Annotated in this window: 10 protein-coding genes; 3 read left to right on the top strand and 7 right to left on the bottom strand. The window is 60.4% G+C overall.

All coding sequences use genetic code 11. The features are described from left to right. Positions 1 to 28 precede the first annotated feature (28 nt). The 7 genes from NPS56_RS19640 to NPS56_RS19610 all read right to left on the bottom strand — a co-directional run bounded on the left by NPS56_RS19640 (position 29) and on the right by NPS56_RS19610 (position 7,263). Positions 29 to 952, bottom strand: a complete 924-nt coding sequence (locus tag NPS56_RS19640) for a DUF535 family protein (protein WP_274076144.1) — start codon at positions 950 to 952, stop codon at positions 29 to 31. Between the two features lie 7 nt (positions 953 to 959). Further along, positions 960 to 1,943, bottom strand: coding sequence for a glycosyltransferase (locus NPS56_RS19635; RefSeq protein WP_274076143.1), 984 nt, complete (start codon positions 1,941 to 1,943; stop codon positions 960 to 962). After that, a complete protein-coding gene (locus NPS56_RS19630) occupies positions 1,940 to 2,464 on the bottom strand; it encodes a serine O-acetyltransferase (RefSeq protein WP_274076142.1) in 525 nt (174 codons plus the stop codon). Before NPS56_RS19630 ends, NPS56_RS19635 begins: the two co-directional genes overlap by 4 nt. An 8-nt stretch (positions 2,465 to 2,472) precedes the next feature. Beyond that, positions 2,473 to 3,429 (bottom strand): glycosyltransferase family 2 protein, encoded by a 957-nt coding sequence (locus NPS56_RS19625; protein WP_274076141.1) that lies wholly within the window; start codon positions 3,427 to 3,429, stop codon positions 2,473 to 2,475. Beyond that, on the bottom strand, positions 3,422 to 4,039 hold the full coding sequence (locus tag NPS56_RS19620) for an acyltransferase (RefSeq protein ID WP_274076140.1): 618 nt from the start codon (positions 4,037 to 4,039) through the stop codon (positions 3,422 to 3,424). Before NPS56_RS19620 ends, NPS56_RS19625 begins: the two co-directional genes overlap by 8 nt. 96 nt (positions 4,040 to 4,135) lie before the next feature. Then, positions 4,136 to 5,617 (bottom strand): FAD-dependent oxidoreductase, encoded by a 1,482-nt coding sequence (locus NPS56_RS19615; protein WP_274076139.1) that lies wholly within the window; start codon positions 5,615 to 5,617, stop codon positions 4,136 to 4,138. Positions 5,618 to 5,880: 263 nt separating this feature from the next. Further along, entirely contained in the window at positions 5,881 to 7,263 is a 1,383-nt protein-coding gene (locus NPS56_RS19610; protein ID WP_274076138.1) for an oligosaccharide flippase family protein, read from the bottom strand. A 104-nt stretch (positions 7,264 to 7,367) separates the two neighbouring features. On the opposite strand from NPS56_RS19610, the gene NPS56_RS19605 reads away from it, so the two are divergent. The 3 genes from NPS56_RS19605 (at position 7,368) to galE (ending at position 12,591) form a co-directional block, all read left to right on the top strand. Further along, positions 7,368 to 8,894: an O-antigen ligase family protein gene (locus NPS56_RS19605; RefSeq protein WP_274076137.1), complete on the top strand. Its 1,527-nt coding sequence runs from the start codon at positions 7,368 to 7,370 to the stop codon at positions 8,892 to 8,894. A 5-nt stretch (positions 8,895 to 8,899) separates the two neighbouring features. Beyond that, positions 8,900 to 11,530, top strand: a complete 2,631-nt coding sequence (locus tag NPS56_RS19600; RefSeq protein WP_406592849.1) for a glycosyl hydrolase family 5 — start codon at positions 8,900 to 8,902, stop codon at positions 11,528 to 11,530. A gap of 83 nt (positions 11,531 to 11,613) precedes the next feature. Then, entirely contained in the window at positions 11,614 to 12,591 is a 978-nt protein-coding gene (gene galE / locus NPS56_RS19595) for a UDP-glucose 4-epimerase GalE (protein ID WP_274076135.1), read from the top strand. Positions 12,592 to 12,815: the final 224 nt, after the last annotated feature.

Raw genomic sequence — 12,815 nt, 5'->3', positions numbered from 1 at the left:
CCCCACAGTAGTCCAGTAACCGGTGACGTCAATGCACTGCGTAGCTGCCTGTCAGCACCTTGTCGACCTGGGCAAAGGCATCGTCCAGCAGCTCATAGCGCCGGCGATACATGGCGCGTTTTTTTGAAGCGATGGTTTCAAGGGGCTTTCTGGACGAGGCCATGGGAATTTCGAAGAAGTCTTCGCGCTCCGAGGGGGTCGCCCCGTGTTCGAGCCAGATCGAATCATAATTGGCGGCCAGCTCCTGGGCTTTGTGCGCACCAAAATAAGGGTGGCGATGGTGACGATAGACGTCCCCCACCGCGTAGATCTTGCCGACACCGATATTGCCGGCAATGTACTTGGTCACTTCAATCAGGAAGCTCCGGGGGCGCAAGCCTTCGAAGTCCTTGGTGACATCCCGGTAGATGGCCAGCGACCTGTCGCTCTCGATGCCTTTATGGATGCCCTGGACGGCGCCGATAAAGATGCACAGCTCATCGTCCGTTAAACACAGGGTGAAGGCGATCGAGGCGATGCGCAGATCGCCCTGGAACAGGTTCAGCACCAGCTCGCCCTCACGCATGAACCAGAACGGGCGGTCCAGCACCAGGGTGCAACCTGGCGACCAGGCCGTCAGATCGCTCAGGACCAGGCTGTCGTCACGACCGAACAGCAGCAATTGCGGGCAGCTCTTGCTGACCACCTCGTAGTGCGAGGCCATGACCCCCAGTTTGTCCTGGGCGCCCCAGCTTTTGCTGATGTAGGGCCAGTGCACGACACCCAGGGCATCGCCGCCGAGTTTTTCGATACCGGTACTGCCCAGCGCGTTGGACATGCGCCCGAAAAACAGGTCCAGCTCGGTCCGGTTCCTGACCACCAACAGCAGGAACTTGAGTTTGTTCTTCAATGCCCTCAGGGAATAGCCGGCGTGCACGGAGAACACGCTTTTGACGATCAACCAATAGTCCATCGAAGTCTCACTTGTATTCGATCAGTGCGGATTTGCCGGCACCGAACCTGTTCAAAAGAAACTTGACCTGCCCGACCATCTCGGGAAATTTGCCCAGTACGAGGAAGAACGCCAGCAACCAGTTTTGCCGCGCCGGGCCTGCACCGCGCCGGGCCAGGCGCGCGACCTGCAGGGGATAGACCAGCAGCACCAGCAGCCCCGGCCAACCGAGTATCAGCGTGGCAATCAGCGTAACCAGCGGCACGCCCAGGCCCCAGAACCAGGCACGGCGCGACTCGCGGCGCCAATGGCGCTCCGGCGCGCCGCCATGTAGAAACGCGCCCTCGGCGAAGGCATAACCACCGCGCAGGGTACGTCGCCACCACTGGCCGAAACGGGTCATGCTCGCATCGTGCAAGGTCATTTCCGCAGGCAGGCGCCAGACCTTCCAGCCCTTGGCTCGCAGGCGCACACAGAGCTCCGGCTCTTCCCCGGCAATCAGGTCCGGCCGGTACCCGCCCGCGGTGGCGAAGGCGTCCGCGCGCATCAGGGCATCGCCACCACAGGCGCTGGTCGCACCGGTTGGCGTATCCCATTCGAGATCGCACATCAGGTTATAAATGGAACGCTGGGGAAACCGTTCGCGGCGCCGCCCGCACACCACCGCCACCTCGGGCTGCGCATCCAGAAAGGCCTGGGCATGGGGCAACCAACTGGCGACCACTTCACAATCGCCATCGACGAACTGCACATGACGCATCGACGGCAACAAGCGTTGCAAGCGGGCAAACCCTTCATTGCGCGCCCGGGCCGCGGTGAAGGCAATGTTCATGTCCAGCTCGACCACCTCGACGCCCAGCCTCTGCGCCATCTGCACCGAGCCATCGGTCGACCCGGAGTCGACATAGACGATCTGCTGCGCCGCGCCGACCAGCGATGCCAGGCAACGCTCAAGGCGCTGGCCTTCATTGCGACCGATGACAACGACGCCCACCCCCGTCGTCGTGGTCATGAGTATTCCCCGGCATCGACGAGCTTGCGCTGCTTGATCGTCGCCGGCACACCGACGGCCACCGAGTTGTCCGGTACGTCGGTCAACACCACGGCATTGGCACCGATCACCACATTGTTGCCAATGCGGATGTTGCCCAGCACCTTGGCGCCGGTGCCGATATCGACGTTGTTGCCCATCACCGGAGCAATCGGCTCGTTCACGTTCTTCAGTCCCACGACCACGCCATTGCGGATCCGGCAGTCATCGCCAAACTGCGCGTAACCACTGATCACGATGCCGCCGAAATGATCGATGACGAAGTTGCGCCCGACCACCACTTCACACGGCAGCTCGATACCCGTCACGATCTGCACCAGCTTGAAGAGCACTTTGTAGATGAACGACAGCAATTTGCGCAACGGCGCCGGGCGCACACCATAGCGCCAGCGCCCGAAGCGATACACCAGCATCACCCAGAAACCCTGGGCGCCCCAGTCACCCTCGTATGCTCGCAGGTCCGCACGTATGTTATCGAACATGGACTGTCCTACCGTGTGGGTTGGCTACCGAGTCTGGTTTTGCGCAGCAGCGCCCAGGTCACCCGTGTATGTTGCCAACAGGCCTTGATGGCGGCCCGGCCGCGACCTTTCAACAAGGCCTTGAGCCCCAGGATCAGGTCACACAGGCAGACCAGTAGCATGTGAAACGCCAGCCCCGACACACCGTGATGCTTGCGGAAATACAACAGCTCGCTTTCGATTTGCAGCGTCTGCAGCTGGCGACCGTCCATGTTCAGCTTGTCGACCGACTTGGCACTCTCGCCACCAATATGTACCACCGTCGTGTGGGGGTAGTAGACCACCTTCCACCCCGCCTGCTTGACGCGCCGGCAGTGATCGACTTCCTCGTAGTAGAGGAAATAGCGCGGGTCGAACAAGCCGACCTTGTCGATCACTTCACGGCGGATCAGGTAATAGCAGCCTGGCACCCAGTCACACTCACGCACCGAGGCATGATCCCACTCCAGGTCGTCGACCAGTTTCACCCACGGGAAAAACCGTTCGAGCCCGGCCGTCACGAGGAACACATTAAGCGGCGTCGGAAAATAGCGGCAGGATGGCTGCATTTCTCCGTCCCGACCGACCAGGCGTACACCGAGGATTCCGCAATCGGGATGGGTCTCCATGTACTCCAGGGTCTTGGCCAAGGTGTCGTCGGAGACGAATGCGTCGGTGTTGAGCAGCAACGCGTACTTGCCCTGCAGGTGTTCGACCAATTGATTATTGGCCCGGCCAAAGCCGACATTGTCTTTATTGGCCAGCAGCACGGCCTCTGGGCAAATATCGCCCAGGCAATCCAGCGAATTGTCCGCCGAGGCGTTGTCCACCACCAGGTAGCGCGCCGGATCGGCACGCTTGGACTGGCGCAGTGCATTGAACATCGGCTGCAACAGGCCCGCCGTGTTGTAGTTGACCACGAGCACATCCAGGGGCGCGCTACTCATTGGCTTTCTCGCCGAAGAAGTACTGCGCTCTCATGGCCTTGAGCTTGGGCTCGTAATCCGGGTCGAAGTGAGTGCCGCGCTGGCGGATGAGTTCCATCCACGGATAGTCTTCGCAACGCTCTTCGATTTTCTTGATCAGGTCCTCAACGGTGCAGAGCACCTTCGCCGGGTTCCCCCCCACCACGACACCGGGCGGAACATCCCGGGTGACGACGGCACCGGCGGCGACGATTGAATTCGGACCGATTTTGCGACCCGGCATGATGATGGACTGATAACCGATAAAACAGTTGTCGAATATATCGACCGCACCGACGGAGTCGAGCTGTTTACCCGCGCTGATCTCGAATACGCCAATGAGTCCGTCGTGCCCGAATATCGTGCAATCGGACAAGCCGACGTTGTTGCCAATGCGCAACAGCGAAGGGTCGGGGATGTTGCAGCCGGGATTGATCCATACGCCCTTGCCGACCGAATATATGCCTCCCCAGCGCGCCAGGTAATCTGCCCATTCATAGCCGGTGGGGTGGCAAAACTTCTTGAATAGCCCCTTGCCCCGACCCGTTTTGTTTACGTAGTAACGTATTGCACGCTTTGCTAGCCCAATCATCCTGTCAGCCTCACAAATTTCAGCGTTTCACATCGGTACCAAGACCAGATGCACCATGGTTGTTGTTGTAGTGGCACCCTGCTTTGGTTGCTCTCCCTAAGACTGTTCCACTGAAGAATATCTGCCCTGCGCAGGACCCATTTGATGGTTGAGGTAGTCCGCCAGCCGCAGCGTCAGCTGCAACAGCGGCATGGTTGGATTGCTCGCGCCGGCCGTGGCAAAAACACTGCTGCCGGTGACGTACAGATTGTTGGTGCCGAACACTTTGCAGTTCTGATCAACCACCCCGAATTCCGGGGAAGTCGCCATCCGGGTCGTGCCCATGTGATGGGCATGCGGCCCGACCCTCAGCGGCAAGGAAACGTCATAGACCGCTTCGTCCAGCTTGACATAGCCAAGCCCCTCTTCGGCAAAACACTTGGCCACCTCCAGGCCGATGCTTTTAATGGTCTCGCGGTCTTCGGGGGCGAGCTCCCAGTTGAGGTTGACCTTTCTCATCCCCAGTTCATCGCGCTCTTCAGTCAATGAGAGGCGACTCTTGCGGTTGGGAAACTGCTCGATCATCGTCGCGAGTTCCCCGTCACCGGGACAGTTGAACTTGGCAATGAACTCGATCTTGTGCGCCACGCCAGCCTTGCAGGCCAGATTCTCGAAAAAGCCCTTGATGGCCGCCATGCGCCCATAGGTTTCCACGTGCGACACCAGGGAAGCGGTGACATTGCCTTTGCCGGAATGATGCTCGATCACAAAGGCATCCTTGGTGAAGAACTGCCTGGATTCCCTGCTTTCACCGTCGTTGAGGATGAAGTTACCCAGTGCGATGTTCAGGTGTTCCATGAAGCATCGACCGACCATGCCATCCTCGGTGACCACGCCGGCGGCGGCCAATGACTGGCTGTTAAGCAGCTGCCTGGCATTCTCGATCGCGCCGGTGGCCAGGATGAATTGCTTGGCCGAGATGCGCTCCTGGTTGCGTTCGTAATCGGACACGACAACGGCGACGATACGGCCAGTGTCCTTGTCGAAATCCAGGTCGACACAATTGCAGTTGATGAAGACGTCCAGGCCCTCGGTCTCGTCAAGTTCCTTGGCATATTTCTGGGCAAACCGCGTCGGCGGGCTGAGCAGGAAACGGTCGGCTTCGAATTCGTCGCTGTTGAAGGCCGCGTTGACGGTCTTGAACCCCGAGTCCAGTGGCAGGTCCAGAATGGCCATGGCCGCTGGCAGATTGCGCTCCATCTCGGAAAACGCGATGGGCCAGCCGGGCAGATCCCCCTGCGGGGCGAGGGTAAAGTCCGAAGGCACCAAGGGTCGGCAACGCCCGGCCCAATGGTTGGAGGTGCCGCCCAGGTAGCGCAGGCGGGTTTCTTCCGTGTAGGCCTCAAGCCCCGTGGACGATGTCTTGTAGAGGCTTTGTGAATACGGGGCATATTCGCGGCCCCCACCCTCCAGAAGCACGACGCGCCAGCCATTGCCAGCCAAACGCAAGGCCAGCGTGATGCCGGCCGGGCCTGCGCCAACGATGCAGAAATCATAGTGATCGCGCAGGTCTTTCTGCGTTTGGTAGTCTTTGATCATAGGTGCAGTTACCGGAAATGCGCGGCAGGTAACACCCACCCGTTGATCACGACAAACTCCGATTTTCCTGCAGGAGACCGGGCCCCAAACCCGGAAAATTTCACTACCAGCCCCCCCAGGCTTAACAGGGCAAATGCCCGAATGAGTCCTCTGCGACTGATGGCAGAGTTATTCAACACGCGTTCACTCATCACTCACAGCTCCATGGGATCGAGATTGCATCGCAGATTTCAAGGGTGCTTCAACATTCCCGGCCAACCGGTTCAACCGAACAGCCAGCGGAAAACGACCAGCACCAACTCGCCACACAAGGCGCCTACCACCAGCATAGGCAACACCATCAGCTCGCGCTTGATATCGAGGATACCCACGCGACGATTGACATACACAACCAGCACCAGGGTAGGCAATGTATGCAGCGCGACCCCCCAGATCGCGTATTCGACGCCACCGATAGCCAGCAATACCGGCACCACCACCCATAACGAAACGACACGAATGATGTTGTCGATGGCCTGGTATTTGGTGAGCCCCAGGGCGATCCAGATCTGGTTGGCCACGATGTAGCGCATCATGAAAAACGACGTCGACAGAATGGCCATCATCTTGCCGGCATCGTGGTAACGCTCATCGTACAAAATGCTGATGATCAATGGACTGGTGACCCAGAACAGCCCGCACAGAAACAGCAGCGCAACGTCGACCAACATCTTGAATTTGAAATACAACCGGCGCAGACGATCGAAGTCATTGGTTCTCGCGGCCTCACCGAAGGCCGGCAGGGCCACGGCCCCGACCACTTTCAGTACACCGGTCTGGACCGCGCCGAGGATCAGTACGGCAATGGAATACACGCCCATTTCGGTGACTGTCATGCTGCCGCCGAAAATGATCCGGTCGCCCTGCATGGACAGTACGCCCACGGCCGAAGACAACAGGATCCAGCGACCGAAGACCACCAGTTCGTCAAGCGCTGCGCGTTCCCAGCGCAGGCTGTTGGACGGCCCCTCGAACCAGTAGTGCCCAAGCAGCGTGCTGACCAGCGCGGTGATCAGCCCGGCAGCCACCAGCGACCAGATGGAATGGGTGAAATAACCGATGACCAGCATCGCCAGCAAGCCGACGACCTGGGAAGCGAACTCGGCGATCACCACTTTCTTTTGCTGGAAAGCGCGAACGGCCAGGTCGACTTTTGTCGACTGGAACCCGTAGATGATCGCGGTAACGCCGGTCCAGGCCAGCACCGCCGGCAATTGCGGTGAGGCATAGGTGGAGTTGTGCGACCAGAAATCGATGGCTTGCGAATACCAGGCCGCGGCGGCGAGAAGCAGCGTCAAGGCGAACAGCACAAAGCCGCGCACGATCTGCACGGTCCACAGGGTATTGAGAAACTCCGGGTCGTCGCCCCGCGTGCTCTGCAGGATGTTCTGCCGCAACCCCACGTCGGACAGCAGGTGCAGGACGAACAAGACGGTGGTGGCGATGGCGATGATGCCGAACATTTCCGGCATCAGCAGACGGGTCATCACCAGGTTGCCACCCAGGCGAATCGCTTGCGAGGTGACCAGCGCCCCGAGGTTCCATGCCCCAGCAGATATCGCTTTACGACGAAGGCCAAACGATGGCGATATGTGAACTGAAGGCATAACATCAATCCCCGGTATTGGATGACTCGAAAGGTACTATAGTCGCTATTAGGCAAAGCACTAGCCATTAGCCATCGCTCTCTCATCAAATAAATCGGTAGCCCATGCCTGAGCACTTTCGCGCGTTAGTCGTCATCCTGGTCCTTGCCGGTATCGTCTTCGCTTTTGCACGGCGACCGGCGGCAGACCTGATCCCTCACAGTGATTTCACGCGGCGGCGCAACCTCTGGTTTGCCTTGACGCTGGTGGCCTTTTTTTCCCACAGTTTCTGGGTGTATGCGGGCGTTACCGCCATCATCCTGACGGTGTCGCGGCAGCGCGAACGCAACCCCATGGCGTTATTTTTCCTGCTGTTGTTTCTCATTCCACCCGCGTCGGCGCAGGTCCCCGGCTTCGGCCTGATCAACTATCTGTTTGACCTGAACCATGTACGGCTACTGTCACTGTGCATACTGCTCCCGGCTTTCCTGGCGTTGCGCAGGCGACCAGACACCCTGCCCTTCGGGCGCACCTGGCCGGACAAACTCCTGTTGGCCTATCTGCTCCTGACGTCCGCTCTTTTCCTGCGCCAGACCACGCCCACAGACACCCTGCGCCAATCGCTCTATCTGTTCCTCGACGTTTTCCTGCCTTACTACGTGGCCAGTCGAGCCGTGAAGAATGTCAGCGACTTCAAGGACGTAATGCTGGGCTTTTTACTCGCCGCCATGGTGCTGTCGCTGATCGGTCTGTTCGAATTTTCCCGCCGCTGGCTGCTGTACAACGCGCTGACCTACGCCATGGGCGTGCAATGGGAAATCTCCACCTATCTCAGCCGTGGCGGCTCGCTGCGCGCCAGCGTCACCACCGGCCAGGCCATTGCGCTGGGCTATGTGATTGCCGTGGCCATCGGCTTTTACCTGTTCCTGCAGGAGGGCGTGCGCAGCAAACTGCAACGACGGCTCGGCGCCCTCCTGCTCGCCGGGGGTTTGTTCGCGCCCCTGTCGCGCGGCCCGTGGATCGGTGCCGCGGTCATGATCATCATGTTCATCGGCACCGGCCGTTATGCGGTCAGGCGCCTGATGCTGCTCGGAGTCGCCGCCGTACTCGCCCTGCCGCTGCTGGCCATTGTGCCTGGCGGACAAAAAATCATTGATCTGCTGCCCTTCATCGGCTCGGTAGAAGCCGAGAACATCACTTACCGTCAGCGACTGATCGATAACTCGGTGATCGTCATCCAGCGTAATCCGTGGCTGGGGTCCTTCGATTACCGCAGCACTCCGGAAATGCAGTCACTGATCCAGGGCCAGGGCATCATCGACATCGTCAACACCTATATCGGCATCGCCCTGCAAATGGGCTTGATCGGGCTCACGCTGTTCGTGGCGTTTTTCGCCACCATTGTGCTCGGCATCCGCAAGGCGATGCGTTCGTACCCCAACAAGGATGATGAGTCGCGACGATTGGGACGGGCGCTGCTGGCGACCCTGGCCGGGATTCTGATAACCATCATCACCGTCAGTAGCATCACGGTCATCCCCGTGGTGTATTGGTCGGTGGCCGGACTGGGCGTGTCCTATGCTCAGATGGCGCGCAGGCTCAAGCGCGCGGAGACTGCAAGCAGCAAGAGTGCCCTTCAACAGACCTGGTAACGCTCATGACGTGTTTTGTTCACCGCATGCCTCTGCTATCAGTCTTTCTCCTGTTTCTTGTCATCTGGCCGTCCGGCACCCGGGCGGCGGAGTGGGTCGTCAGCGTCGATGAGCGCAGCGGCCTGCCCCAGGTCACGCGCGGCGGCAGCCCTGCCATGGCCTCTCAATTCGTGTTTTGGGGAAGCAACTGGGACTGGGCGGACTTTACCCCCTCGCTCAAGGTGATCTCGCCCTATGTCTACGCCATGGAAGGCAAGAGCCAAAGGCTGGATTTCGACGCGACCGGGCAGATTCGCAAGGAAGACCAGCAGACATTGAGCATGGACCTGGTCCTCAATGCCCGCAGCATGAAGTCGAACGTGATGGGCGGCGGCATCGTCTTCAATTTCGACCCGGCCCTTGCCGAAGAAATGGGCGTGCCGGTGTTGCTGCCCGGCAACCGTGGCTGGTCCTGGGGTAATGCCCAGGGGCGGCGCATGGAGATGCTTTTTGAGCCCGCGCTGGAAAGTGTGTATTTCGAACCGGGTGATAAGTCCCAGGTGCGGGCGTTCTTCTACAAGGACCGGATCAAGCCCGGTCGAAAAACCGTCAAGGCCACCTTTAGCGTGTCCGGCGATGTGGCGCTGGGGCCAACCGCCGCCGAGCGCTTCGGCGTCGCGGACCCGAAGAGCTGGCCGAGCGACAGGCTGGACTGGAAGACCGCGCCGGTCGACCTGTCCTTTCTCAATGCCCAGGAAAAGCCTGCGGGCAAGCGTGGCTTCGTCAAGGCGGTCGGCGAGCAACTGCTGTTTGCCGACAACACCCCGGCGCGCTTCTGGGGCACCAACCTCTCGGCCTATACGCTGTTTCGCACGCCGGACGATGCGATCAAGCTGCAGGCCAAGCGCCTCTCGGCCCTGGGGTTCAACCTGGTGCGACTGCACCACCATGACTCGCCGTGGGTCTTGCCCAACATCTTCGGTGACGGCAGGGTCGTGCACGATACCCAGCACCTGAACGAAGAATCGCTGAAGAAGCTCGATCTGTGGATCAAGAGCCTGAAGGACGAGGGCATCTATGTCTGGCTCGACATGCACGTCGAACGAGCCCTCTGGGCGAACGACAACATCTTTGGCTTCGATGAATTGCCGAAGAGCCAGTATGGCATCGCCGACCTCAAGGGCTACGCCTACGTAAACGTCACAATCCAGCAGGCCATGAAACGCTTTGCCAGGGATTACCTGAGCCACGTCAACAGCTATACCGGCCTTGCCTACAAGGACGATCCGGCGATTGCCGCGGTGCTGATCACCAACGAAAACGACATCACCCAACACTATGGCAACGCCCTGTTGCCCGACAAATCAGTACCCCGGCACACCGAGCTGTACATGAACGCGGCCAAGGCCTTTGCCAAACAGCACGACCTGTCGCAAGACCAGACCTGGCGATCCTGGGAGCCTGGCCCCGCCAAGCTGTTTCTCAATGACCTGGAACGGCGCTTCAACGTCGACATGATCGCTTCCCTGCGCGAGACCGGCGTGAAAGTGCCGATTGCCACCACCAGCAGCTGGGGCGGCAACGGCCTCAGCGCCCTGCCGGCCCTGACCGCCGGAGACGTGGTCGACGTGCATATCTACGGGGGCCCGGGGTCGCTGGAGAAAAACCCGCTGACCAGCGCCAGCCTGGTGGACTGGATTGGCGCCGGCCAGGTCGTCGGCAAACCCCTGACCGTCACGGAATGGAACAACGAGCCCTTCCCGATCGCCGACCGCCACTCGCTGCCACTCTATGTGGCCGGCACGGCCAGCCATCAGGGCTGGGACGCGCTGATGCAATATGCCTATAGCCAGGAAGGGCTCTCCGAGCAAGGGATGTCGGCGGGCAACTGGCACGCCTATAACGACCCGGCCATGCTGGCCACCCTGCCCGCCGCCGCCTTGCTTTATCGTCGCGCCGACGTTCACGAAGCCAAGACCACCTATGTCTTCGCGCCGACGCCAGAGACCCTGTTCAACCAAAGCATTACACCGGCCAACTCGGCCCTGCTGCGCACCGCCATGGAGAAAGGCAAACTGCAGATCGCCATGCCCCGGACGCCGCAACTGCCCTGGTTGCAACCGGGCGTCATCGCCAGTAACGCCCAGGTGTTTCATGACCCGGCAAAGTCGCTACTGGACGCCTCGGCCACCGAGTCCACCACGGACACCGGTGAGCTCAAGCGCAACTGGAAACAAGGCATCTACACCATCGATACGCCCCGCACCCAGGCGGCCACCGGCTGGATAGGCGGTGAGTCGATCAAGTTGGGCAATATCCAGGTACAGATCAAGACCGCCTACGCCAGCGTTGTCGTGCAAAGCCTGGACGGCGCGCCCGTCGGCAAGTCCGCTGACCTGCTGATTTCCCTGGGCACCCGGGCCATCCCCAAGGACGGCGACAAGACGCCATTTTACGTGGAGCCTCTGGAGGGCACCCTGACCCTCCAGGCCCCGGCGGGATTGACCCTGTACACCCAGGGCGGCCCCGGAGGACGACCTGGGAAACTGCCGGCCACTTACCAGGATGGGCGCTACACGATCAAGTTCGACGGCCTGCAGGCGTCCAATTGGTTGTTCCTGAAAAAAGCATCGCAAGCGAGCATCGCAAGCGAGTGACAGTCTCAAGTGACAGCAAAGGTCTTTTAAAGGACGGGTCGGCCGCCTCGCGCTGACACCGCATCGATATCAAGGAGAGCGGCATGAAATTCCTGGTGATAGGCGGCGCAGGCTACATCGGTTCGCACATGGTCAAGCAGCTCCTTGGCGCGGGGCACGAACTGGTGGTGGCGGACAACTTTTCCACCGGCTACCGCAGCGCGGTGCTGGGCGGGACACTGGTCGAACTCGACATCGCCGACGCCCAGGCCCTGGACACGCTGTTCGGCACCCACCGCTTCGATGCGGTGTTCCACTTCGCCTCCTTCATCCAGGTGGGTGAGTCCGTCACGGAGCCGGCCAAGTATTACCAGAACAACCTGGCGGCGACCCTGACGCTGCTCAAGGCGATGGTTCGCGCCGAGGTCAAGCACTTCATCTTCTCCTCCACCGCCGCCGTCTATGGCGACCCGGCGTATGTGCCAATCGATGAAGCGCACCCCAAGGCCGCGATCAACCCCTATGGCCGCAGCAAGTGGATGGTGGAGCAGGTGCTGGAAGATTTCGACCGCGCCTACGGGCTCAGGTCGGTTTGCCTGCGCTACTTCAACGCTGCCGGCGCAGACCCTGAGGGGCAGTTGGGCGAACGCCACGAACCTGAGACCCACCTGCTGCCGCTGGTCCTGCAGGCAGCCTCCGGGCGGCGCAAGACCATTACTGTCTTTGGCTTTGACTACGACACGCCGGACGGCACCTGTATTCGCGACTACGTCCACGTTGTCGACCTGGTGGCCGCTCACGCGCAGGCGGTGGACTATTTGTTGGCGGGGGGGGCCAGCACGGCTTTCAACCTTGGCAATGGCCAGGGTTTCTCGGTGCAGCAGGTGATCGACACGGCGCGTCGCGTGACCGGCCGGGACATCTTCATCAGTGAAGCGCCCCGCCGCGCTGGCGACCCGCCACGGCTGGTGGCGGATGCTCGACGGGCCAAGAGCTTGCTGGGCTGGCAACCGCGATATGCCACACTGGAACAGATCGTGGCGCATGCGTGGGAGTGGGAGAAGAAGTATCCGTGGCACTGAATGTACTGCTGGGGTTGCTGCGGTGGGACAGTAGGTCCGGGTACACCCGTGAGGGATTAGTCGGCTTCAAGGACGCCTTCGCTGCGATGCGGCGACCCGACAAGCCAGCTCCTACAGGGGATCGGCTACAGCCGTGAGAGATTGGTCGACCTTGAGGCCGCCTTCGCTGGCAAGCCAGCTCCTACAGATTTGTGGGTATGTTGGGTTTGTGGCGTTACACAGAT

The organism is Pseudomonas putida (genome assembly GCF_028682635.1).
GTDB classification, from domain to species: Bacteria; Pseudomonadota; Gammaproteobacteria; order Pseudomonadales; family Pseudomonadaceae; genus Aquipseudomonas; species Aquipseudomonas putida_AE.
This window is presented reverse-complemented; position numbering and strand designations above follow the sequence as displayed.

Bases quoted from the DNA above. Each gene is read 5' to 3' on its own strand.
- NPS56_RS19640 (WP_274076144.1), bottom strand. From the start codon at position 952: ATGGACTATTGGTTGATCGTCAAAAGCGTGTTCTCCGTGCACGCCGGC.
- NPS56_RS19635 (WP_274076143.1), bottom strand. From the start codon at position 1,943: ATGACCACGACGACGGGGGTGGGCGTCGTTGTCATCGGTCGCAATGAA.
- NPS56_RS19630 (WP_274076142.1), bottom strand. From the start codon at position 2,464: ATGTTCGATAACATACGTGCGGACCTGCGAGCATACGAGGGTGACTGG.
- NPS56_RS19625 (WP_274076141.1), bottom strand. From the start codon at position 3,429: ATGAGTAGCGCGCCCCTGGATGTGCTCGTGGTCAACTACAACACGGCG.
- NPS56_RS19620 (WP_274076140.1), bottom strand. From the start codon at position 4,039: ATGATTGGGCTAGCAAAGCGTGCAATACGTTACTACGTAAACAAAACG.
- NPS56_RS19615 (WP_274076139.1), bottom strand. From the start codon at position 5,617: ATGATCAAAGACTACCAAACGCAGAAAGACCTGCGCGATCACTATGAT.
- NPS56_RS19610 (WP_274076138.1), bottom strand. From the start codon at position 7,263: ATGCCTTCAGTTCACATATCGCCATCGTTTGGCCTTCGTCGTAAAGCG.
- NPS56_RS19605 (WP_274076137.1), top strand. From the start codon at position 7,368: ATGCCTGAGCACTTTCGCGCGTTAGTCGTCATCCTGGTCCTTGCCGGT.
- NPS56_RS19600 (WP_406592849.1), top strand. From the start codon at position 8,900: ATGACGTGTTTTGTTCACCGCATGCCTCTGCTATCAGTCTTTCTCCTG.
- galE (WP_274076135.1), top strand. From the start codon at position 11,614: ATGAAATTCCTGGTGATAGGCGGCGCAGGCTACATCGGTTCGCACATG.